At 30.4% G+C, this 22,554-nt stretch carries 22 protein-coding genes; all 22 read left to right on the top strand.

Annotated features, from left to right (window positions below; all coding sequences use genetic code 11):
- Nucleotides 1-96: 96 nt before the first annotated feature.
- The 22 genes from gmd to R6X41_RS03520 all read left to right on the top strand — a co-directional run bounded on the left by gmd (nt 97) and on the right by R6X41_RS03520 (nt 22,552).
- Nucleotides 97-1,215 (top strand): GDP-mannose 4,6-dehydratase, encoded by a 1,119-nt coding sequence (gmd, locus tag R6X41_RS03625; RefSeq protein WP_318497535.1) that lies wholly within the window; start codon nt 97-99, stop codon nt 1,213-1,215.
- Between the two features lie 26 nt (nt 1,216-1,241).
- Entirely contained in the window at nt 1,242-2,198 is a 957-nt protein-coding gene (locus R6X41_RS03620) for a GDP-L-fucose synthase family protein (RefSeq protein ID WP_318497533.1), read from the top strand.
- A 6-nt stretch (nt 2,199-2,204) separates the two neighbouring features.
- Nucleotides 2,205-3,596 carry a UDP-glucose 6-dehydrogenase gene (locus R6X41_RS03615; protein WP_318497531.1) on the top strand — a complete coding sequence of 464 codons (1,392 nt, stop codon included), beginning with the start codon at nt 2,205-2,207 and terminating at the stop codon, nt 3,594-3,596.
- A 2-nt stretch (nt 3,597-3,598) separates the two neighbouring features.
- On the top strand, nt 3,599-4,621 hold the full coding sequence (locus R6X41_RS03610; RefSeq protein WP_318497529.1) for an NAD-dependent epimerase: 1,023 nt from the start codon (nt 3,599-3,601) through the stop codon (nt 4,619-4,621).
- Between the two features lie 86 nt (nt 4,622-4,707).
- Nucleotides 4,708-5,568, top strand: a complete 861-nt coding sequence (locus tag R6X41_RS03605; protein ID WP_318497527.1) for an ABC transporter permease — start codon at nt 4,708-4,710, stop codon at nt 5,566-5,568.
- Nucleotides 5,569-5,616: 48 nt separating this feature from the next.
- Nucleotides 5,617-6,813 (top strand): ABC transporter ATP-binding protein, encoded by a 1,197-nt coding sequence (locus R6X41_RS03600; RefSeq protein WP_318497525.1) that lies wholly within the window; start codon nt 5,617-5,619, stop codon nt 6,811-6,813.
- 37 nt (nt 6,814-6,850) lie between these two features.
- Nucleotides 6,851-7,795 carry a sulfotransferase family 2 domain-containing protein gene (locus tag R6X41_RS03595; protein WP_318497524.1) on the top strand — a complete coding sequence of 315 codons (945 nt, stop codon included), beginning with the start codon at nt 6,851-6,853 and terminating at the stop codon, nt 7,793-7,795.
- Nucleotides 7,755-8,636, top strand: coding sequence for a glycosyltransferase family 2 protein (locus R6X41_RS03590; protein ID WP_318497522.1), 882 nt, complete (start codon nt 7,755-7,757; stop codon nt 8,634-8,636). Before R6X41_RS03595 ends, R6X41_RS03590 begins: the two co-directional genes overlap by 41 nt.
- A gap of 9 nt (nt 8,637-8,645) precedes the next feature.
- Nucleotides 8,646-9,896, top strand: coding sequence for a protoporphyrinogen/coproporphyrinogen oxidase (locus R6X41_RS03585; RefSeq protein WP_318497521.1), 1,251 nt, complete (start codon nt 8,646-8,648; stop codon nt 9,894-9,896).
- Between the two features lie 635 nt (nt 9,897-10,531).
- A complete protein-coding gene (locus R6X41_RS03580) occupies nt 10,532-11,212 on the top strand; it encodes a sulfotransferase family 2 domain-containing protein (RefSeq protein ID WP_318497520.1) in 681 nt (226 codons plus the stop codon).
- The gene (locus R6X41_RS03575) at nt 11,212-12,189 is read left to right on the top strand and encodes a glycosyltransferase (RefSeq protein ID WP_318497518.1); all 978 of its coding nucleotides are present in this window, start codon (nt 11,212-11,214) and stop codon (nt 12,187-12,189) included. Before R6X41_RS03580 ends, R6X41_RS03575 begins: the two co-directional genes overlap by 1 nt.
- A complete protein-coding gene (locus R6X41_RS03570) occupies nt 12,186-12,992 on the top strand; it encodes a glycosyltransferase family 2 protein (RefSeq protein ID WP_318497516.1) in 807 nt (268 codons plus the stop codon). The genes R6X41_RS03575 and R6X41_RS03570 overlap by 4 nt, the downstream gene beginning before the upstream one ends.
- A complete protein-coding gene (locus tag R6X41_RS03565; protein ID WP_318497514.1) occupies nt 12,989-13,852 on the top strand; it encodes a glycosyltransferase family 2 protein in 864 nt (287 codons plus the stop codon). The genes R6X41_RS03570 and R6X41_RS03565 overlap by 4 nt, the downstream gene beginning before the upstream one ends.
- Entirely contained in the window at nt 13,845-14,735 is an 891-nt protein-coding gene (locus R6X41_RS03560; protein WP_318497512.1) for a glycosyltransferase family 2 protein, read from the top strand. Before R6X41_RS03565 ends, R6X41_RS03560 begins: the two co-directional genes overlap by 8 nt.
- Nucleotides 14,736-14,753: 18 nt before the next feature.
- Nucleotides 14,754-15,806, top strand: coding sequence for a glycosyltransferase family 2 protein (locus R6X41_RS03555; protein WP_318497511.1), 1,053 nt, complete (start codon nt 14,754-14,756; stop codon nt 15,804-15,806).
- On the top strand, nt 15,799-16,920 hold the full coding sequence (locus R6X41_RS03550; RefSeq protein ID WP_318497509.1) for a glycosyltransferase WbsX family protein: 1,122 nt from the start codon (nt 15,799-15,801) through the stop codon (nt 16,918-16,920). The genes R6X41_RS03555 and R6X41_RS03550 overlap by 8 nt, the downstream gene beginning before the upstream one ends.
- A gap of 15 nt (nt 16,921-16,935) precedes the next feature.
- Nucleotides 16,936-17,892: a glycosyltransferase gene (locus R6X41_RS03545; RefSeq protein WP_318497507.1), complete on the top strand. Its 957-nt coding sequence runs from the start codon at nt 16,936-16,938 to the stop codon at nt 17,890-17,892.
- Nucleotides 17,889-18,740, top strand: a complete 852-nt coding sequence (locus R6X41_RS03540) for a glycosyltransferase (protein ID WP_318497505.1) — start codon at nt 17,889-17,891, stop codon at nt 18,738-18,740. Before R6X41_RS03545 ends, R6X41_RS03540 begins: the two co-directional genes overlap by 4 nt.
- Before the next feature lie 40 nt (nt 18,741-18,780).
- Complete coding sequence (locus R6X41_RS03535) at nt 18,781-19,944, top strand: glycosyltransferase family 4 protein (protein WP_318497503.1); 1,164 nt, start codon at nt 18,781-18,783, stop codon at nt 19,942-19,944.
- Between the two features lie 9 nt (nt 19,945-19,953).
- On the top strand, nt 19,954-20,829 hold the full coding sequence (locus tag R6X41_RS03530; RefSeq protein WP_318497501.1) for a glycosyltransferase family 2 protein: 876 nt from the start codon (nt 19,954-19,956) through the stop codon (nt 20,827-20,829).
- On the top strand, nt 20,829-21,578 hold the full coding sequence (locus R6X41_RS03525) for an acyltransferase (protein WP_318497499.1): 750 nt from the start codon (nt 20,829-20,831) through the stop codon (nt 21,576-21,578). Before R6X41_RS03530 ends, R6X41_RS03525 begins: the two co-directional genes overlap by 1 nt.
- Nucleotides 21,578-22,552 (top strand): glycosyltransferase family 2 protein, encoded by a 975-nt coding sequence (locus tag R6X41_RS03520; RefSeq protein WP_318497498.1) that lies wholly within the window; start codon nt 21,578-21,580, stop codon nt 22,550-22,552. Before R6X41_RS03525 ends, R6X41_RS03520 begins: the two co-directional genes overlap by 1 nt.
- Nucleotides 22,553-22,554 lie beyond the last annotated feature (2 nt).

The following is a 22,554-nucleotide window of genomic DNA, read 5'->3' as shown; positions in this document are numbered from 1 at the left end:
CGACCAGAAATGGGATGCACCACGGCGAAGCCGTGAGTAATACAGAATAAATTTAAAAAATAACGTAGTATAATTGTTGTTAATATTATTAGTCTTATGAAACAAAAAGTAGCTTTAATTACAGGTGTAACTGGCCAAGATGGTGCTTATTTAAGTGAGTTTTTATTAAAAAAAGGATATGAAGTTCATGGTTTGAAACGTAGATCTTCACTTTTTAATACAGATCGAATCGATCATTTATATCAAGATCCTCATATAGATGGACGTAATTTCTTTTTGCATTACGGAGATATGACTGATAGTACTAATCTTATCCGTTTAATTAAAGAAATTCAACCAGATGAAATTTATAATTTAGCAGCGATGAGTCACGTACATGTGTCATTTGAAATTCCTGAATATACTGGAAATGCAGATGGTTTAGGAACGTTACGTATATTAGATGCTGTTCGTTTATTAGGATTAGAAAAGAAAACAAGAATATATCAAGCGTCTACTTCAGAATTGTATGGTAAAGTACAAGAAGTGCCACAATCGGAAACAACGCCTTTTTATCCGCGTAGCCCGTATGCTGTTGCAAAAATGTATGCATATTGGATTACAGTAAACTATCGTGAAGCTTACGGAATGTATGCTTGTAACGGTATTTTATTTAATCACGAATCACCAATTCGTGGCGAAACGTTTGTAACGCGTAAGATTACAAGAGCGGTTTCTAGAATTGCTTTAGGTCTTCAAGATAAATTTTTCTTAGGAAACCTTGATGCTCAACGTGACTGGGGACATGCTAAAGACTATGTAAGAATGATGTGGATGATTCTTCAAGCTGAAGAAGCTGAGGACTGGGTAATTGCTACAGGAAAGACAACTCCGGTTAGAGATTTTGTAAAAATGGCTTTCGGTGAATTAGGTATTACATTAGAATTTAAAGGTGAAGGTGTTGAAGAGAAAGCTTATATTGCATCTTGCGACAATGCAGAATTCCAATTAGAAATAGGAAAAGAAGTTTTAGCTGTAGATCCTAAATATTTCAGACCAACAGAGGTTGAATTACTTATTGGAGATGCGTCTAAAGCAAACAATAAATTAGGTTGGATTCCTGAGTTTGATTTAAACGATCTTGTTAAGGATATGATGAAGAGTGATTTAAAATTGATGCAAAAAGATCAATTCCTTAGAGAAGGAGGATATGATATTTTAAACTATTTTGAATAGTCTAAAATAGGTTTAATTAAAGTATTATGAATAAAAACTCAAAGATATATATAGCTGGTCATCGTGGTATGGTAGGTTCCGCTGTTTGGCGGGCTTTAGAATCCGATGGCTACACGAATTTAATCGGACGTACAAGTTCAGAATTAGATTTACGGAACCAAGATGCTGTTAATGAATTTATAATTTCAGAAAAACCTGAAGTTATAATTGATGCTGCTGCACGTGTAGGCGGGATTTTAGCAAATAGTGATTATCCCTATCAGTTTTTAATGGAGAATCTTCAGATTCAAAATAACTTAATTGATGCCGCTCACAAACATGATGTAGAGAAATTTATCTTTTTAGGTAGCTCTTGTATTTATCCTAAATTCGCTCCGCAACCTTTAAAAGAAGAACATTTGTTAACGGACACATTAGAGCCTACAAACGAGTGGTATGCCATAGCGAAAATTACAGGTGTAAAAGCTTGTGAAGCGATTAGAAAACAATATAATAAAGACTTTGTAAGCCTTATGCCTACAAATTTATATGGTTCTTTCGATAATTTCGATTTAAATACATCGCATGTTTTACCAGCGATGTTGCGTAAATTTCATGAAGCTAAAGCAAATGGAAATACTCCAGTTACCTTATGGGGAAGCGGTACACCAATGCGTGAATTTTTATACGTAGACGACATGGCGGAAGCAGTGGTGTTTGCTGTGAATAATACGTTGCCAGAGCACTTATACAATGTTGGTACGGGTACTGATGTAACTATTAAAGAATTAGCAGAAACCATACAGGACGTTATTGGTCATGAAGGTGATATTATTTGGGATGCAGAGAAACCTGATGGAACGCCAAGAAAATTAATGGATGTTTCTAAATTGAAAAATGCGGGTTGGCATTATAATACAGAATTATTACAAGGAATAGAAAAAACATACGCTTGGTTTTTAGAACACCAAGCCTCATTAAAACAAGTTAAATTGTCTAAATAAATCAGAATGAAAATTAAAAACATTTGCTGTATAGGCGCAGGTTACGTTGGAGGGCCAACAATGGCTGTAATCGCACAGAAAAATCCAGGAATTAGAGTTACTGTAGTTGATTTAAACGAAAAGCGTATTGCTGCTTGGAATGATAGTAATTTAGATAATTTACCAATCTACGAACCAGGCCTAGACAAAGTTGTAGGTGAAGCTCGTGGAAGAAACTTGTTTTTTTCTACAGATGTAGATAAAGCTATAGATGAAGCTGAAATGGTATTTATTTCCGTGAACACACCAACTAAAACGTACGGTGTAGGAAAAGGAATGGCTGCCGATTTAAAATATATCGAATTATGTGCACGTCAAATAGCTCGTGTTTCAAAAAGCGATAAAATTATTGTTGAAAAATCGACTTTACCAGTGCGTACTGCTCAAGCGATTAAGAATATTTTAGACAATACCGGAAACAATGTTAATTTTCAAATTTTATCAAATCCGGAATTCTTAGCTGAAGGAACTGCCGTTGAAGATTTAATGGCTCCAGACCGTGTACTTATTGGAGGAGAACAAACTCCTGAAGGTTTAGAAGCAATCGATGCATTGGTGAATGTGTATAGTACTTGGGTTGCTAAAGAAAACATTCTTACGACTAACTTATGGTCGTCAGAATTATCAAAGTTAACTGCGAATGCATTTTTAGCACAACGTGTATCTTCAATAAATTCATTATCTGAATTATGTGAAGTTACAGGCGCAGATATAAATGAAGTTGGAAGAGCTATAGGAAAGGATAGTCGTATCGGGCCAAAATTCTTAAAATCGTCTGTTGGTTTTGGAGGGTCTTGTTTCCAGAAAGATATCTTAAACTTAGTATATATATCTAAATCTTATGGTCTAGATGCTGTTGCCGATTATTGGGAACAAGTAATCATTATGAACGATCATCAAAAGCACCGTTTTGCTAAGAATATAGTGAAGACTTTGTATAATACTGTTTCAGGTAAGAAAATTGCATTCTTAGGTTGGGCATTTAAAAAAGACACTAACGATACAAGAGAATCTGCTGCAATTTATGTCGCTGATATTCTATTAGATGAACAAGCAAATGTAGTGGCTTATGATCCTAAAGTAACAGGGCAACAAATGTATGGTGATTTAGACTATTTACAAACTAGAGATTCTGCTTCAAATGAAAAAGGATTAACAGTTGTTACAGATCCTTACGAAGCCTTAGAAGGTGCCCATGCTATTGCTGTATTAACAGAATGGGATGAATTTAAAACATACGATTGGCAAAAAGTATATGATAATATGCAGAAACCAGCGTTTGTGTTTGATGGACGTAATGTTTTAGATAAACCAGCTTTAGAAAAAATTGGTTTTCAAGTTTATGTAATCGGACAATAATTATGGAAAGTAAAACTATTCTTGTTACAGGTGCAGCAGGTTTTATAGGTTTCTATGTCTCTAAAAAACTTTTAGAACTCGGTCATAATGTGATTGGTATTGATAATATCAATGATTATTATGATGTGAATTTAAAATATGCACGATTAGCTGAGTTAGGAATTCAAAGAGACGAAGCTGAGAAAGCATTGAATATGAGTTCAAGTACTAGCTTCGGAGATCGTATGCAATTCATGAAGATGAATTTAGAAGATCGAGAAGCGCTACCTGAGTTATTTAAATCTCATACTATAGACTTGGTTTGTAATTTAGCAGCTCAAGCTGGAGTACGTTACTCTTTAGAGAACCCAAATGCGTATGCCGATAGTAACTTGATAGGTTTTTTAAATGTGCTTGAATGTTGTCGACATAATAATATTACCAAATTAGTTTATGCAAGTAGTTCTAGCGTATATGGCAATAGTGATGCGGTTCCGTTTAAGGAAACGGCAAATGTAGACCATCCTATTAGTTTATATGCTGCGACTAAAAAGGCTAATGAATTAATGGCACATACCTATAGTCATCTATACGGTTTTGAAACAATAGGTTTACGTTTCTTTACAGTTTACGGACCTTGGGGAAGACCAGATATGGCTATGTTTTTATTTACAGATGCTATAATAAACGATAAACCTATTAAAGTCTTTAATAATGGAGATTTATCAAGAGACTTCACTTATATAGAAGACATTGTTTCAGGAGTGTTATCAACCTTATTGGAGCCTTCAGATTCTAGCCAGTTATATAAACTGTACAATATAGGAAATAGCCAACCTGTAAAATTATTAGATTATATAGAAGCTATTGAGGATGTTATTGGTAAAGTAGCCAAAAAAGACATGTTACCTATGCAAGCAGGAGACGTAAAGCAAACGTATGCGGATGTTTGTAAGCTTAAAACACAATATAATTATCAACCAAAAACCGATGTTAAGAAAGGTGTTTCTGCTTTTGTAGCATGGTACAAAACATATTATAATTAAGCCAGTTTTATATTAATTCTATTAAAAACAATACTCAATTTCGGATTGGTTTCAATCTTAGGAATTATTACGCTAATAATAAATAAATGAGTTCAAAAATTCAACATCAAAAAACAACGATATACGAAGCTAATGCAGCTATATCCTTTAAAAAATTGTTTAAAGAAATTGTTGCAGATGTAACACCAGCTAAAGCGTTAGGTTTACAATTAGCTAAGCGTGATATTAAAGCAACATATCGTCAATCTATTCTAGGTATTGTGTGGGCTTTTATCCCGCCAATAATGACTTCTTTAATATGGATTATTTTAAATGCATCAAACACGGTATCCATTCAAAATACACCTATACCATATCCTGCTTTTGTTTTAATAGGAACTTTATTGTGGCAGATTTTGACAGAATCGATCAATCAGCCTTTACGTAGTGTGCAATCTGGTCAAAGTATTTTATCTAAATTAAATTTTCCTAGAGAGGCATTGTTGTTTCATGGATTTTTTAGTATGCTTTTTAATACTAGTTTAAAAGTCCTTATTATTATAGTAGTGTTAATTATATTTAAAATAAACCCAGGATGGGGAGGCTTGACTTTTATTCCCATGTTATTAGGTGTAATGCTAACAGGATTTACTATAGGGCTAGTATTGATGCCATTAGGAATGATGTATGGAGATATATCACGAATGATTCCATTTGGGATGCAATTTTTAATGTATTTAACTCCTGTAATTTACCCAATGCCTACAAGTGGTAAATTAGTGTTTTTTAATCAAATTAACCCGTTCACGTATTTAATTGAAACGGCCCGTAATTTAATAACAGCTCAACCGGTATCTAATTTAGCGGTAACCATAACTATATTAGTAGTCTCTCTCCTTATTTTGTGTGTTGGATTAATAGTTTATCGTTTTATAATGCCAATAATAATAGAAAGGGTAGGTGCTTAAATTAGTGATATATTTAAAAATATTAACTTGTAATAATTTTACATTAAAATGTCTGAAGTATTAGTAAAAGTAGAAAACGTCTCAAAAAAATTTAGTAAAGACTTTAAAAAATCACTTTGGTATGGAGTTAAGGATATGAGTTCGGCACTCTTCACTAATCAATATAACCAGAATGTATTACGCCCATCTGAATTTTGGGCAGTTAAGAATGTGTCTTTTGAACTGAGAAGAGGCGAATGTTTGGGCTTAATTGGGCATAATGGTGCGGGTAAGTCTACACTATTAAAAGTTCTGAATGGTTTAATTCGACCTGATGAAGGTAAAATTACAATGCACGGTCGTATAGGAGCATTAATTGAGTTAGGTGCAGGATTTAATCCCATTCTTACAGGACGGGAAAATATTTATAATAATGGCTCTGTATTAGGGTTCTCTAAAAAGGAAATAGATGCTAAGTTAGATTCTATTATTGAATTTTCTGAAATAGGTGAATATATAGATAGTCCAGTACGAAATTATAGCTCTGGAATGAAAGTTAAGTTGGGGTTTGCTGTAGCGTCTCAGTTGGAACCCGATGTTTTGATTATTGATGAAGTTTTGGCAGTTGGAGATGCTGGTTTTAGAATTAAGTGCTTAAATAGAATAATCAATCTTATGTCTAAAACTGCTGTTATATTTGTGAGCCACAGTATGGTGCAGATATCAAAAATATCAACTGAAATAATGCTTCTCAAAAAAGGTAAAATACTTCTCAAGACTCAAAATGCAGGAGAAGGAATTCAAAAGTATTTTGAAGAATTTAAATCAAATGAAGAATTTCAAACCCAAGAAGGAGAAATACGAATAAAAAAATTTGAAATAATATACCCTGATAATCTTAAAACGATTAATTATAACGAAGATCTACATGCAAATATTCAATTTGATAATCTAAGTAATGAGAAATGTTACTCTTTGGATATATCCTTCACTGATAAAGAAATGAAAGTTGTTGCCATATCTACGATTACTAAGTTTGAGGTTTCTGAAAACATGAATTATAAACTTGTTATAAAACATTTCCCAATAACCGCAGGAAAGTACAATGTCAATATTGCGATAAGAAAATATACTAACTCTACTCGGGATGGAGAAGCCTTATCGTTATATAATAATATATGTACACTAGCAGTATCAGGAGGAGATATTACTAGATATTGTTCTGTTCAGCTAAAAGGTGTTTTGTACTCCTCAAATAATAACTAAGTTACTTATTCAATAATTAATAAAACCATAAAGTTTAATGGAGCAACAAGAATACATAACAATTAGATATATTAATTCCAAATTTGAATTTGATGATTGTGTTGAATTAGAAAATAAATATTTCGTTTATCCCAAAAATATTCAGGTAATTAATGATAGTTTTATAATAAATGAGCACATTTGTTGTACTTTAAATTCTTGTGCTTGCAAAATAAATCCTTTCGTATGGGTTTCTGAAAAACGGAAAGCCATTTGGTTTGAAATACCAAAAGCAGCATCACGATCAATAGTTGAATTTATTGACGCACCAAATCCAGGACTAACTGAAGTTGTGAATAAACTTAAGCATTATTCTAATTTTGAAGGTGTGACTCTTTATTACAACACTTCAGAAAAAGGGAAAGTAATGAAGGATATAAAAGATGCTTTAAAATCAAATGTAATTAGAAAGTTTTTTATTAAAGATGACTTTGAGCTGAAGTTCTTAACTCCTGATGAAGCAATTAATAAATATCCTGAATATCTTTCATTTGCTATCTTTCGAAATCCTTACGAGAAAATGATATCTAATTACAAGATGTTTACACAACATGAAATGAGGATTCATCAAATAAAAAAGACATTTCATTTAAATTCTATTGAAAATTTAAGTTTTGAAAATTTTATTAATCTTTCAATTCAATATCCTAATCATCATTGGGAAAAACAAGTTAAGTTTCTTCCTTCAAATATAAATAATTTGAATATTTTAGATACGATAACAAATCTAGATAATATATTAAGTAAATTACAAACTTCGCTTAATATATCAAAACCTCTAAAAAAACTCAACACAACTGAAAAGAGTAGTTCAAATTATTCTAAGTATTATGACAAGAATACATTCGAGATTGTTAGTTCGCTATATGAAGAGGATATAATAATTTATAACAAAATAACAAATGAAGATATCTATAATAACCTGGGACGCCAGTTTTCGTGAAAACTTTCATACCGTTGATAGTTTTGGTCAGCAAGAGTATCCAAAAGATGATTTTGAATTTTTATGGTGCGACTACTACTCAGCTCAAAATCCTGTTTTAATTGAAAAAGTAAATAAGTATCCACAAAGTAGTATAGTTAATTTAGGCAATTCAGTTAATGAGCAATGGCATTTAGGTAAAACAATTAATAAAGGTATTAGTCAGTCTAAAGGAGACATATTAATTATACCTGATGGTGACGTTATGGTACCCAAAAACTTTTTAACTCAGGTAGAAGAGATATTTAACAGCTCCTCTGAGAACTTGGTGGTTTATTTTAGGAGATGGGATGAACCAGCGAATAAGCATAGTAAAGAATCATACACAATTGATTATTTATCGGATGTTTGCCAGCTTAATAACATGACCAATTACGGCGGTGGGTTTGCTATTCGCAGAAACGTGTTTGAAGACATTGGTTTTTATGAAGAACATGATGTGTTTTCTGGCCCTGGAGCTAATGGTTTAGAACAATATTTGCGATTTAGAAATAAGGGATTGCAGATAATGTGGTCAGAAATAAAAATATACCATCCCTACCATAGTTTTACGGGTTCAAGCGATAAAATAAATGAAGAAATTTTTGAAGCTGCAAAAAACAACAATTGGATAATCCCTTACATGGGACTAAAGCAGAGTTGGGTTATCAAGCAAAGGGATAAACATATTGATTGGAAAGCAAATGATGAATCTATCGAATCGTATTTAAAAAGTTTAAAGCCACTTAGAGAATACCTTCCTAAACAAACACCAAAAACAGATTCAAATTTTAGAAAAATCATTAAGCGATTAACTTCTTAAAATATTATAATGAAAGTAGCCATAATTGGAGCAGGAATATCAGGATTATCTGCCGCTCAAATATTACAAAAACAACAACATGAAGTATGCATTTATGAAAAAAGTGATAGGCCGGGTGGTTTAATAAAATGTACTATTGAAGAAGGTAATTTATACCATCGCGTAGGAGGACATGTTTTTAATTCCAGGCACGAAGATGTATTAGAATTTTTCTGGAATTTCTTTGACAGACCTAATGAATTTTCTAAAACCATTCGTAATGCAAAAATTCTGTTACAAGATAAACTTGTAGGATATCCAATAGAAAATTTTCTATATCAACTTGATGAGGCAACAGTAGAAAACATTGTAAATGAAATTCTTGATCTGAATAAAGCAGGCTACAAAGAACCTAAAGATTATAACAATTTTAAAGAGTTTTTGTTGGGTAATTTTGGGTCTACTTTATATACAACTTATTTTGAACCTTATAATAAAAAAATATGGCAGTGTAATCTAGAAGAAGTCTCTATAGATTGGCTTGAAGGAAAATTACCAATGCCTAATTACAATGAAATGTTAGCTAATAGCATTTTAAGAAAAGGAGAAGATGAAATGGTTCACAGTTCATTTTATTATCCAAATAATAATGGTTCTCAATTCGTTGCAGACCGATTGGCTGAAGGTTTAAATATTAAATATAATTATACAATAAATTCAATAGAATTATCTGAAGGCAAGTGGCTAATAGATAACAAAACTTATGATACTCTTGTATACACTGCGGATGTTCGGAGATTAAATACGATTATAAAAAACTTACCAGCAGAGGTGAAGGAGTCCTGTACAAAAATTGAAGGACTACAATCAAATGGTACAAGTAATGTATTATGTGAAATTTCGGCTTTCGAAGATAATTCTTGGATATATCTTCCAGAGAATAATATTACAGCACATAGAATAATATTAACAGGTAATTTTGCTCAATCAAATAACAGAGCTGGCACTAAAACGTGTGTGGTTGAATTTTCGGGTGAAATTGCGCCTGATGAAATGAATGCAGAAATAGCAAAACTTCCGGGAAATCTTAAGCCAATAGCTTATAATTATGAGCCAAATACTTATGTTATCCAGGATAGTAATACACGCCATAATATTAATGAACTTAAGGACAAGCTAAGTAGCCATAACTTATTTTTACATGGTAGATTTGCTGAGTGGGAATATTATAATATGGATACAGCTATGAAAGCGAGTTTAGATAAATTCAACAATTATTAGTTTGAATTACGATAATTTTAGAATTTAAAGATTTTTTATGCGATAAACGACCAAGCTTACAGTGATTATGATTGATAACATTAGAAATATGTTAGATTTATTAAGAGGACATTATTTTTTTTGTTCACATGAAGTTTTAAGAAAAGGAAGTAAATATTTTACAATAATTACAATAATTACAGTAACTATATTGCGTCTTTTTAGAATTTCCTAAGAGAGATTGGTCAATATGAGGATATAAATAATTACAATTTATATATAACTGAGTTTTTACATAGTAGTCTAGCCAAAATTTGAGATAATGTCATGGCAAGAATGTTTACTGATAAAGATTTTAATGGAATCCCAAAAGGACAAATGAATTCATAATTTGCTATGATGACATGTTAAACTTGAAGAATCAACCTGCTGTAATTGGTATAATGGAAGAGTTGATAAATTGTAACAATTGTTTCAGATAAAATTAAAATCGAAAGAAACTCTAATATATATAGCTTCAAATAAAACTATTAAAAAATAGTGTTTAAGCAAGATATGGTAAAATTTTTTTAAAGAAAATAATGAGTATTTAAAATATATAGAAGCTGACATGCTTATTAACGATTATGCATTACAGGTTTATAAAAATTATTAAAATGAAACTATTTAATCGAAAGCATAAAATAAACTTACAATCAGATTATGATAAAGCGAATATAGATTTTGACAAGAATCTAGTTTTTATTCATATCCCTAAAAACGCAGGAACTGCAATTTACAAAAATTTAGGACTTGATAATTCTAACCATAGAACAGTAAAACAATATATTAGTTTATTTGGAGAGAAGAATTATGATGATATGTTCTCATTTGCTTTCGTTCGAAACCCTTTCAGCCGATTTATTTCGTTATATAACTATTCTCGAATGGATGTAAGTTATTATCATAATAATATTAATCCCGAGAAGGCTATTTATGGATACCATATGGATTATGAAATTCTGAAAAATAAAAGTTTAGAAGAAGCTGCTATTTTATTAAAAGAGGGTAGATTACAACATAATCCACCTCATGTACAGTGGAATCCTCAAAGCTTTTGGTTAAAAGATAATGAAAACAAATTGAATGTTAAATATTTAGGAAGGCTTGAAGATTTAGAGTTTGACATGAGAAATATATATAATTTGATAGGTTTTGAACATAGCAGGGAAGTAAACCAAATTAATTCTTCTTCAGGAAGTAAGTTAGATTATAGGAAGTTAATAAATCCTTCTACTAGACAAATTTTGGAGGAATATTATAAAGAGGATTTAGAATTTTTTAATTACGATTTTTAATGGATATATCTATAATTGTTTGTTGTTATAATAGTGAAAAACTTTTGCCTCAAACACTTCTTCATCTTGGTAAACAAAAATGTCGAAAAGAATTGAACTATGAAGTTGTTTTAGTCAATAATAATAGTAATGATAACACGGTTAAAACCGCAAGAGAATTATGGGATAGTTTACATGTAAATGTCCCGTTAATAATTGTTGACGAACCTACTCCTGGTTTGGCTCATGCAAGAAAAAAAGGGGTTTCTGTAGCTAAATCAGATTTAATTATTTTTTGTGATGATGATAATTGGCTTGATGAAAATTATATTGAATTGTCAATTGATTTTATGAATAACCATTTAGATGTTGGAGCTTTAGGAGGTCAGTCTGAAGGTGTCTTAGAAGCACAGGAACCTGTTTGGTGGAAAGATAAAGCATACGGCTATGCAGTAGGGAAACAATCAGATAAAAAAGGTGATATAACTCAGAATGGTTTTTTGTGGGGAGCAGGTATAGTTATTAGAAAATCTATATTATTACGATTATTTCAAAGTGGATTTGAGTCCTTACTTTTGGGTAGGACAGAAAATAAATTAGCTTCTGGAGATGATAGTGAAATCTGTAAGTGGGTTATTATCATGGGGTATAAGTTATGGTATTTAGACGATTTAAAGTTTAAACATTACATTGTAAAAAAAAGACTTACAGATGATTATGTTCTGAAAATGTTTGAGGGCCACTATGATTCTCGTAAAGTTCTTGGCTTTTATAATGAGTTTATAATTTTTTTAAACTCTAGAAATATTAAAATTAATAAAAATTTACTTTTTGAAGGGATTCTTGATTTTATAAAAGCAAGAATAAAACCAAATGAAATTAACAGATTAATTGCACAGTTTAAAATAGGGAATAAATTAAAAGTACATTCAATAGGATATGAGATCTTTAGAGTATATACTAATTTAAAAGAGACTAAAAGTCAAAGAATAAAATGAGTAAGCTATTTTCAATTATAATTCCTACGTACAATTGTGTGAAAGTTTTAGAAGTTGCCATCGAGTCAGTAGTAAAACAAACTTACAAAAATTATGAAATTGTAATTATAGATGGTGGATCTAATGATGGTACACTAGATTTAGTTAAAAGTTATGCTTTAAAACATCCTAAATCTATTAGATATATATCCGAAAAGGATAAAGGAATCTACGATGCCATGAATAAAGGCATCGATTTCGCTCAGGGTGAATGGTTATTTTTCTTAGGTTCAGATGATTATTTCTATTCTGAAACGGTCTTTCAAGAGCTTCATGATTTTATTGTTAATAATCCGTGCGAGGTTGTTTATGGAGATATTAGTGGTGTTAGATTTAACGGTCGTCGTTCTGGCGATTTTTCTCTTACAGATTTAATTACAAGAAATTTATGTCACCAAGGTATATTTTTTAATAAGAGTGTATTTTCTAAAATAGGTATTTTTGATTTAAAATATAAAGCTCATGCAGATTGGGACCATAATATGAGATGGTTTTTTAATCCTAAAATCAATAAAAAATATGTGACTTTAATTATAGCCGAGTATGCCGATGGCGGATTTAGTTCTGTAAACGGAGATCCTGTTTTTATTGCCGATAAAGATTTTAAGATTGTTAAGTATGGATGGAAAAGTTTACCTCCAGAAACGATTTTATATAGAGCACATGCTATTTTTAATAATAAATCACTTAATCTATCAAAAAGACGAACTGCATTTAAATGTTGGTTTTTTGTTCAAATAAGAAAAAGATTATCGTCTATATGAATTTAATAGAACAACCTTTAGTATCAATATGTATTCCTACTTACAATGGTGAAGAATATTTAGAGGAAGCGCTTTACTCTGCTATTAATCAGTCTTACAAGAATATTGAGATTGTTATAACCGATGACCAATCCAAAGATAAAACTGTAGAAATTGTCAATAAAATAAAGTCTACAACAGAAATTCCTATTTATTTACATATGCATAACCCCGAAGGGATAGGCGAAAATTGGAATTATTCTGTAAGAAAATCTAATGGTGAATATATTAAGTTTTTATTTCAAGACGATTTACTACATGAAACTTGTGTAGAAGAATTATTAAAACCGTTTTTAATAAATAAAAAAATGGGATTGTCTTTCTGTAGAAGAGAAATACTTTTTGATAAAGACGATGCTTTTAATACGAATTGGGTAAACAGGTTTAAAGAACTACATATTAACTGGACCAATATTGAATATACTCAAGAAGGAAAAGCCTTACTAAAAGATCCATCTTTTTTGTCTGAACCAAGAAATAAAGTTGGAGAGCCTACTTGTGTTTTATTAAAAAAAGAGGTGTTTAATAGTATAGGATATTTTAGAAAAGATTTAAAACAATCTTTAGATTATGAATATTGGTATAGAGTTTTTAAAAAATTCGATGTAGGTTTTGTAGATAAAGAATTAATTGTTTTTAGATTACATGCAAATCAAACTACAGCAATAAATGCTAAAAATGAAATTAACGATTATGAGTTATATCCAGAATTAATATATAAAAATCTATTCTGGTATTTAGATCCTTTACTAAGAAAAAAACTTTTCTATAAATATAACCGTTTAGGTAAATTTTATAAAAAACTTAGAAATAATGTATAAGATACTTGTTATAATAGTTACTTATAATGGAAATAAGTGGGTAGAAAAATGTTTTGAAAGCTTAAGGCAGTCTACAATAGCTTTAGATGTTTTTGTTATAGATAATGGCTCTACCGATAATACTGTACACAATATAAAAACTAATTTTCCTGAAGTTGAACTTATTGAATCCGGAGAAAACTTAGGCTTTGGAAAAGGAAATAATGTAGGTTTAAAGAAAGTTGTAGATGATAATTATGATTTCGCTTTTTTGTTAAATCAAGATGCTTGGGTTGAACCAGATACTATAGAAAAATTAGTAAATATTTCTAAAATAAATCCAGATTTTGGCGTGTTAAGCCCTATACATTATAATGGTTTAGGCGACTCTTTGGATAGAAATTTTCATTTTTATTTAGGACACGATTTTACGCCAAATTTTTATTCAGATTTAGTTTTAAATAAACAAGTAGAATATTACACTTCAAAATTTGCAAATGCTGCAGCATGGTTAGTAACTAAGCAGTGTATAAATACAATAGGAGGGTTTGATCCATTATTTAATCATTATGGAGAGGATGACGATTATATTTTTCGATTACAAGAATCAGGTTTAAAATTAGCTATTGTACCTGGAACAAAAATTTTTCATGATAGACCTCAAACAGGTAAAATGAATGATAAGTTTTATGATAGTAAGATGCTTGTTAAGGTTTTATTAGAAGCAAAAAAAGGTAAATTACCAAATAATAATTTTACATGGCGTAAAATAATAGCAGATTATTTTACATTATTCTTTTTATATTTAGGAAAAAATAAAGGAGTTAAACAGAGCATTAAATACGGTTTTTTGACTTTAAAATTGAGAGATAAGGTTAGCCTTAATTTACATCAAAAATTATAATATTAAACTCTTTTATTAATGCAAAAGAATCCTTTAGTTTCAATTATTATTCCGCTTTACAATCGTGAGACGTTAATAAGTGAAACCTTAAAATCAATTCAAGATCAAACTTATTCTACATGGGAGTGTATTATTATAGACGATGGCTCTACAGATTCTTCTGTTGATGTAGTTAAGTTATCCTCTAAAACAGATTCTAGAATTAAATTTCATGAAAGAGACCGTTTACCAAAAGGCGCACCAACTTGTAGAAATATAGCTTTAAAACATTCTAAAGGTGATTATATTATATTTTTAGATAGTGATGATTTACTATCTGAAAATTGTTTAGAACATAGATTATTACGCTTTAAAGAGCATTCAGAGTTAGATTTTATAGTTTTTAAATCGCTACTTTTCAATGATTCTAAAAATTTGATGTCTTATAATAAGCTGTGGAATATTACTACAGAAGAAGATAATTTGTTGCGTTTTCTAAGGTTTGATGCCGTATGGCAAACAGCAGGGCCAATTTATAAAAGAGATTTTGTTTTAAATTTTCCATTTACAGAAGGCTTACCTTTTCTACAAGATGCCGATTTGGGAATTAAGATTTTATTATCTAAACCTTCATATAAAACGTTTTTTGAAGATGAACCAGATCTTTACATACGTTGGGAAAACGAATCTATAAGTAGAGTGAAAAGCTCATCTTCAGATCGGTTTTTTAAAAATTTAGAAGTAATAAGTGAGATTCAGAAACAAGTAAAAAAAGATAAGTATAAGTTCAGTTATCAAAAACAATTTGTTTACACCTATTACAAATTAAGTAAAGAATCTTTTAATCATGATAATACTGTTAATCTGTGTTTAACTTCTATTAATTACCTGTTTAAAGTGTTTCCATTAGGCTATGTGTTATATGTGCCATTAGTATTAAGCCAAGGGAGTTTATTGATTTTAAGACCTGTAAAAAAAGGATTTTTAGTTAAAATACGCATTCAATTGCGTAATAAATTAGACACCATTATACATCGCGTTTTCAATATAGCAAAACCAACATTATTTAAAATACCATATAAAAATGAGTAAAAAAATACGATCGATCGCAATATATTTACCACAATTCTATCCTATAAAAATAAATGATGATTGTTGGGGAAAAGGGTTTACAGAATGGACCAATGTAACAAAGGCAAAACCGTTATTTAAAAATCATTATCAGCCACATTTGCCTGCAGATTTAGGTTTTTATGATTTAAGAGTTCCAGAAGTTAGACAAGAGCAAGTAGATTTAGCAAAACAATATGGTATTGATGGGTTTTGTTATTATCATTATTGGTTTACTGGGCAACGCGTATTAGAACGTCCGTTTGAAGAGGTTTTTAAATCGGGAAAACCAGACTTTCCTTTTATGCTATGTTGGGCAAATGAGAATTGGGCAAAAGTATGGGATGGAGGCGACCAGACAGTAATGTGTGAACAGCATTACAGTAGAGAAGACCATATTAATCATATTAATGCTTTAAAGCCAATATTTAAAGATGAAAGATATATAAAAGTAGATGGGAGACCTGTTTTTTCAATTTATAGATCTCAAAATATTCCAGACATCGAAGAGACCATTAAATTATGGCGCACCGAGTTAGCAAAAGATGGAATTGATATTTATATTAACAGATTCGAAAGTTATTCTGAAGGAGGAAAGGATCTTGTAAAAGATGGTTTTGATGCTGCAGTTAGATTTGAACCTTTTAGCACTAGAATTAATAAATTTAAGAAATTTTGGCTAAAGGAAACCATGAAGAATAAATTGAATCCATGGTATATAAAATATAAGTTATCTTCTGCAGCCGCTAGGAAGAAAATGTTTAGTTTAAGAAGGTTAGATTATGGAGCTTATGTAGATTACATAAAAACCTTACCTAAAGAAAACGAAGAGTATAAACTATATCCGGGAGTCACTCCAATGTGGGATAACTCAGCAAGAAAACAAAAAGATTACTTTATGTTTACAAACTCTACTCCAGAGAAATTTAAAGAATGGGTAGAGCATGAAGTAGAGAATTTTGAACCTTACAGTAAAGACGAAAATTTCCTTTTTATAAATGCTTGGAATGAATGGGCAGAAGGAAACCACATGGAACCTTGCCAGAAATGGGGGCATAGTTATTTAAAGGCTTTTAAAGAGGCTGTAAAAAAATAAAGAATTGTAATTATCATGATCGTTAATGCTCCAAAAGTTTCAGTTATATTACCTAATTATAATTATGAACAGTTCTTACCTCAAAGAATAGAGTCTATATTAAATCAGACATATACTAATTTTGAATTACTAATCTTAGATGATTGTTCTACAGATAACAGTAAAGCGGTTATTGACCATTTTAAAGATAAGAGAATAAGCGTTTATTATAATGAAATTAATACAGGTAGTCCTTTTCCTCAATGGGATAAAGGGATACAATTGTCAAAGGGTAAATATATCTGGATTGCAGAGGCAGACGATTATTGTTCTGAAACGATGTTAGAAAAGCTTTTAGAAAAAGCAGAAGCCTCTAAAAGTGATGTTTGCTTTGCGGAATCTAAAATAGTTAACGCACATGGAGAAGAAAAAGGATTATGGTGCAATTTGAATATAAAGGGGCCAAATAAATCAATATTCAGCACAGACTTTGAAATGAATGGTCAGGATTTTATTGAGAAAAATTTAATTTTTGAAAATGGAATTCCCAACGCGAGTGCTGTACTTTTTACCAAAGAATTATATAAAGAAATAGGTGGTGTAGATAAAAATATACCAAACTGCGCAGACTGGTTACTTTGGATAAAAATGTTAAGCAAAGGGCGTGTTGCATTTGTTTCGGAGCCTTTAAATGCTTTTAGAAGACATGGTGACTCTGTTATTAATTCAATTAAAAAGGGAGATGCTACTGAAAATAAGTTTTACGAGTATTATAGTATGACTATGCGTTTAGCGCTTAAAAAATGGCTTGTAAATTATAAAGGTAAAAATATAGTTCATAAAATTAATGACGATTATATACTAAAGGATTTATCTAGAAAAATAAACTGGTCTAAATCGAATCAATCAATTAAAGAGCGTCTTAAGCTTTCTTTTCAAGCATTTCAGGTTTCAGGATGTAATCCGAAGTATTTATTAAAACCTTTTTTATGATTTCAATAATAGTGTGTTCTATAAAACCAGATTTGTTAAGGAGTTTTAAAGCTAATGTTTTAGAAACAATTGGCGTACCACATGAATTTATAATTATAGATAATAATAAAGAGCAATTTAGTATTTGTAAAGCCTATAATGTAGGAGCAGAAAAAGCTAAATACGATGTTTTAGCTTTTTGCCATGAAGACATATTATTTCATACTAATAATTGGGGCGAAGAATTAATTAAAACATTAAGAGATACTAGTATTGGCGCTGTTGGAGCTGCTGGGGTGAAAATAAAACCTTGTGTTCCTGCAAGTTGGACCTCTGTTTCTGATAAATATTACAGGACTAATTTAATTAAAAATTCAGATAATAAGAAAATTAAAAGTATTAAGAAAGATAATGTTGCTGAAAAATTATCTGATATTGCAATAGCGGATGGAATGTTTTTAGTAACAACTAAAACCATTTGGGAAAATAATAAATTTGATGAAATAAATTTTGATGGTTTTCATTTTTATGACCAAGATTTTTCAATGCAAATTATAAAAAACTATAGAATAGTAATTAACCATGAAATTTTAGTGGAACATTTATCTGAAGGGAATTTAAATAAATCTTGGCTCAAATATTCTGATGTGTTTTTTAATAAATGGAAACAGGATATGCCTGTTATAACTTATGTTCTTACTACAAACGAGATTAATCAGTGTACGTATGATGCTTGTTATAGTTATGTTTTTAATAGTTATAGATTAGGATCTAAGTCTGTATTTGTATTACAATTTATTTTTAAGATGTTCTTTTTAAATCCATTTAATAGAAAAACGATCTCAGCCATGAAATATTTTTTTAAATAGTTAGAACGTTTTATTTGATCATTTATATATAAAGATTATTTTGAAAAAAGAAATTATATACTTTTTACCAGATTCTGATGCAGGTGTAACTTCTGTTATTCGAAATTTATTAAAATATAGAGAAAAAAGTAATATTCATTATAAGGTCATTTTAACGCGGTTAATTGAAAAAGAAGCTGTTTATGTTAAAACAGAATTAGATGCCGATGAACAAATAGTTTTTACATATAGTAAATATGAAAATTTATATGCAGTATGTAAACGTTTACAAAAGTATATATCATCACCAGAATCTGTATTAGTGTCTAATGACGGTTTAGAATTACGTATGGTACAATTACTTAGACTAAAAAACCCATTGGTATATATAATCCATGGCGATTTTAGGTATTATTATGGATTAATAGAACAGAATCAAGGTGTTATAGATAAGTATATTGTAATAAGTAAAATTTTATATACCAATGTTTCTAAAGCATTGCGTACAGAAAATAGGGATAAAGTATTTTTAGAATATTTTCCTGTACCAGAAGTAAATCAAAATAACGAGCAATTAAAAAATATAGATTTACTATTTGTAGGCTCTTTTAATGATCGAAAAGGGGTTCAGTTTTTATTTTCTATTTTTAAAGAAATTCAAATACAATTTCCAGATGCTAATTTCAGTATAATAGGCAGTGGAGAGTTAGATACAGAATTAAGAGCACAATTTAAAACAGAATCTAATGTTCATTTTTTAGGTCAGTTAGCAGGTAATGACGTTGCTATTAAGATGCAACAATCTAAAATATTGTTATTTCCTTCATTGGCAGAGGGTTTACCTAACGTAGTTGTAGAGGCAATGAAATCTAGATGTGTTTCTGTTTGTAGTGACTTACCAAGTGGTATTCCTGATCTTATTGATGATACAATAACTGGTTTTAAAATTCCTATAGGAGATATAACAGAATTTAGTAATTGTGCAATTGATTTATTAAGAAATGAAGATAAAAGAAATGAAATTGCTTTAAATGCATTTAATAAAGCAACAGTAATGTTTCAACCAAATAACAATGCAGATAAATATGAGACGTTAATAATTAGTGCGAAACCTCATAATAAAATATATTCGAATAAAACTTTAGGAGGAATTTTAAATCAATTTTATTTACCTAATAAATTAGTAAAGATGATTAGGAAATTGGAGTTGTCTCCTAAATTATAATAACAAAAAATGAATAGCATACCACTTGTCTCAGTTTTAATGACTGTATATAACCGTGAAGAATTTATTTCAGAAGCCATTGATAGTGTTTTAAAATCAACATATCAAAATTGGGAACTTATTTTAGTCGATGATGGGAGTACAGATAAATCATTAGAAATTATCAGAGATTATGAAAGGCAAGATAATAGAATTAAAGTTTATCAAAATGAGATTAATTTAGGTGATTATCCTAATAGAAATCAGGCGGCTGCTTATGCAAAAGGAAAATACTTAAAGTATGTAGATGCTGATGATATGATTTATCCTTATGGAATAGAGCAATTAGTATATTTTATGGAGCAATTTCCTGAAGCAGGTTTTGGATTGTGTTCTTTAGAGCAAGATTTAGAGAAAATATTTCCCTTTATGCTTAATCCTGAACAAATATATAAAAGACATTATTTCGAAGAAAAATTAGTGTTTCACAAAGCACCTTTATCTAGTATTATAAGAAAAGATGTTTTTGAAGCAGTAGGAGGATTTGCAAATGTTAGACATTATGGAGATTCCGATCTCTGGCACCGTTTGTCACAAATCTATCCATTAGTTCTTATGCCTCATGGTATTGCGTGGTATAGGAAAACAGATGGTCAAGAAGCTTCTGTAAGAAGACAGAATCCTTTGAATAGATTAAAAACCATCAATTCAGCTTTTAATCATACAGTAAGTGAGAATTCTCCTCTAAGTAATAAAGAGCAAGTAATAATGAAAACAAAGTTTTTAAAACTAGGAGCATCAGCAATTATTTTTGGATACAGAAAATTTGGATGGAAAAAAGGACAGGAAATGAAAGCCTTTGCAGGGTTAAGCTATCTAGAGATTATAAAAAATAAATTAAGGTAATGAAGATTGTCTTGTTGTTTATAAAATATCACATTAATCAATGTGTTCGTCAATTGTTTTGGTTGTTAAAGCTCGCTAAATCTAATATAGGAAAAGATGTCTCTATTCAATTCCCTGTTATTAGAGAAGGTAATGGTAAGTTTAGTTTAGGAGATAAAAGTAAGCTTGAAAAACGCACAAATATTGGTGTTGGAGATAAAGCTATTTTAGAAATAGGAAAAGATGCTCTTTTTGAAGAAGAATCTACAATATTGGTTAATAAGAATAATTCGTTAAAAATTGGAGATCAATTTAAATTAGGCGCACATGCTCGATTATTTGTGAATTCAGATTGGAGTTTTGGGAATGCTGTTAAAATAGAAACACATTGTGCAATCTTCGCAAGAGAACCTGGACATGCTGGAAAACTTGTAATTGGAAACCATTCTCATATAGGTGATTTTACGATCATAGATTTGGTAAACGATGTTAATATAGGATCAGATGTTGCTATAGGTCCAAATTGTACGTTGTATACTCACGATCATGAATATAAAGATAAGAATGTTGCTGCCTGGAAAGGTGGTATTGTTTCTAAACCAATTACAATACAAAAAGGAGCTTGGATAGGGTCTAATGTTACTATTTTACCTGGAGTTACAATTGGAGCACGCGCTGTGATTGCAGCAGGTTCTGTGGTAACAAAGAGTGTCGAGGCAGAAACAATTGTAGGAGGTATTCCTGCAAAATTAATAAAAAAGATAGCGTAATGAAGGCTCACAAAGTTTCCGTAATCATTCCGTTATATAACGCAAGTGAATTTCTTGAAGCAACTTTGCATTCCGTATTGAATCAATTGTACCCTAATATTGAAATTATTATTATCGATGATAATTCTACAGATGATTCTTTTAATAAAGCATTGGAGTTTGAGTCAGACACTGTTATCGTTAAACAAAATAAAGACAAAGGAGCATGTGCGGCACGTAATTATGGATTTGAATTAAGTACAGGAGATTACATTCAGTTTTTAGATGCGGATGATATTTTAAGTCCTGATAAAATTGAAAAACAAGTTGAGACACTTTATGCTTCAACAACAGATTTGGCTGTTTGTAATACCTATCACTTTACAGATCGTATAGAAGAAGGTGTTTGTAATGATAAACCGTATATCTTTTCTACATCAAAACCAGTCGAATTTTTTATTAATTTATGGGGAGGAAATGCATTACCAATGCATATGATACAGACTAGTGCTTGGTTAACACCAAGACTATTGATTGAAAAATTTGGATTGTGGGATGAGACTTTATCAAAAGATCAAGATGGGGAATTTTTCGCACGTATTGGGTTACAAAGTTCCGGTATTGTATATGTACCTGAAATTAAAAACTACTATAGAAAACATAGTTCAGGAAAAAATATTGCCTCCCAGAAAAAAGAGATTCATTTAAAAAGTATACTTAAAGCAACAGATTTAAAAGCAAAATATTTGTTTTCAGAGACGGAATCAGAAGCTTCAAAAAAAGCAATTGCAACCCAATATAAACATGTCGCTATAGATGCTTGGCCACAATATAAGAGTATTTATAACACAGCAATTAGTAAATGTGAAAATTTAGGAGGAAGCAGTTATAATCCTATTTTGGGTGGCCGTATTATAGAGCTTATTAAGAATACCCTTGGATGGCGGTTTGCGAAATCTTTTGCATACTATGGTAGAACATTTTTAAATAGATAAAT

Source organism: Formosa sejongensis (genome assembly GCF_033447105.1).
In the GTDB taxonomy this organism is placed as follows: domain Bacteria; phylum Bacteroidota; class Bacteroidia; order Flavobacteriales; family Flavobacteriaceae; genus Formosa.
The sequence above is the reverse complement of the archived record's forward strand: the minus strand, read 5'-3'. Positions and strand labels throughout refer to the sequence as shown.

What these genes read in the sequence shown, in the direction of transcription:
- R6X41_RS03620 (WP_318497533.1), top strand. Translation starts at nt 1,242, where the DNA reads ATGAATAAAAACTCAAAGATATATATAGCTGGTCATCGTGGTATGGTA.
- R6X41_RS03545 (WP_318497507.1), top strand. Translation starts at nt 16,936, where the DNA reads ATGATCGTTAATGCTCCAAAAGTTTCAGTTATATTACCTAATTATAAT.
- R6X41_RS03575 (WP_318497518.1), top strand. Translation starts at nt 11,212, where the DNA reads ATGGATATATCTATAATTGTTTGTTGTTATAATAGTGAAAAACTTTTG.
- R6X41_RS03605 (WP_318497527.1), top strand. Translation starts at nt 4,708, where the DNA reads ATGAGTTCAAAAATTCAACATCAAAAAACAACGATATACGAAGCTAAT.
- R6X41_RS03540 (WP_318497505.1), top strand. Translation starts at nt 17,889, where the DNA reads ATGATTTCAATAATAGTGTGTTCTATAAAACCAGATTTGTTAAGGAGT.
- R6X41_RS03600 (WP_318497525.1), top strand. Translation starts at nt 5,617, where the DNA reads ATGTCTGAAGTATTAGTAAAAGTAGAAAACGTCTCAAAAAAATTTAGT.
- R6X41_RS03565 (WP_318497514.1), top strand. Translation starts at nt 12,989, where the DNA reads ATGAATTTAATAGAACAACCTTTAGTATCAATATGTATTCCTACTTAC.
- R6X41_RS03580 (WP_318497520.1), top strand. Translation starts at nt 10,532, where the DNA reads ATGAAACTATTTAATCGAAAGCATAAAATAAACTTACAATCAGATTAT.
- R6X41_RS03590 (WP_318497522.1), top strand. Translation starts at nt 7,755, where the DNA reads ATGAAGATATCTATAATAACCTGGGACGCCAGTTTTCGTGAAAACTTT.
- R6X41_RS03530 (WP_318497501.1), top strand. Translation starts at nt 19,954, where the DNA reads ATGAATAGCATACCACTTGTCTCAGTTTTAATGACTGTATATAACCGT.
- R6X41_RS03560 (WP_318497512.1), top strand. Translation starts at nt 13,845, where the DNA reads ATGTATAAGATACTTGTTATAATAGTTACTTATAATGGAAATAAGTGG.
- R6X41_RS03520 (WP_318497498.1), top strand. Translation starts at nt 21,578, where the DNA reads ATGAAGGCTCACAAAGTTTCCGTAATCATTCCGTTATATAACGCAAGT.
- R6X41_RS03570 (WP_318497516.1), top strand. Translation starts at nt 12,186, where the DNA reads ATGAGTAAGCTATTTTCAATTATAATTCCTACGTACAATTGTGTGAAA.
- R6X41_RS03585 (WP_318497521.1), top strand. Translation starts at nt 8,646, where the DNA reads ATGAAAGTAGCCATAATTGGAGCAGGAATATCAGGATTATCTGCCGCT.
- R6X41_RS03595 (WP_318497524.1), top strand. Translation starts at nt 6,851, where the DNA reads ATGGAGCAACAAGAATACATAACAATTAGATATATTAATTCCAAATTT.
- R6X41_RS03525 (WP_318497499.1), top strand. Translation starts at nt 20,829, where the DNA reads ATGAAGATTGTCTTGTTGTTTATAAAATATCACATTAATCAATGTGTT.
- R6X41_RS03615 (WP_318497531.1), top strand. Translation starts at nt 2,205, where the DNA reads ATGAAAATTAAAAACATTTGCTGTATAGGCGCAGGTTACGTTGGAGGG.
- R6X41_RS03550 (WP_318497509.1), top strand. Translation starts at nt 15,799, where the DNA reads ATGAGTAAAAAAATACGATCGATCGCAATATATTTACCACAATTCTAT.
- R6X41_RS03610 (WP_318497529.1), top strand. Translation starts at nt 3,599, where the DNA reads ATGGAAAGTAAAACTATTCTTGTTACAGGTGCAGCAGGTTTTATAGGT.
- gmd (WP_318497535.1), top strand. Translation starts at nt 97, where the DNA reads ATGAAACAAAAAGTAGCTTTAATTACAGGTGTAACTGGCCAAGATGGT.
- R6X41_RS03555 (WP_318497511.1), top strand. Translation starts at nt 14,754, where the DNA reads ATGCAAAAGAATCCTTTAGTTTCAATTATTATTCCGCTTTACAATCGT.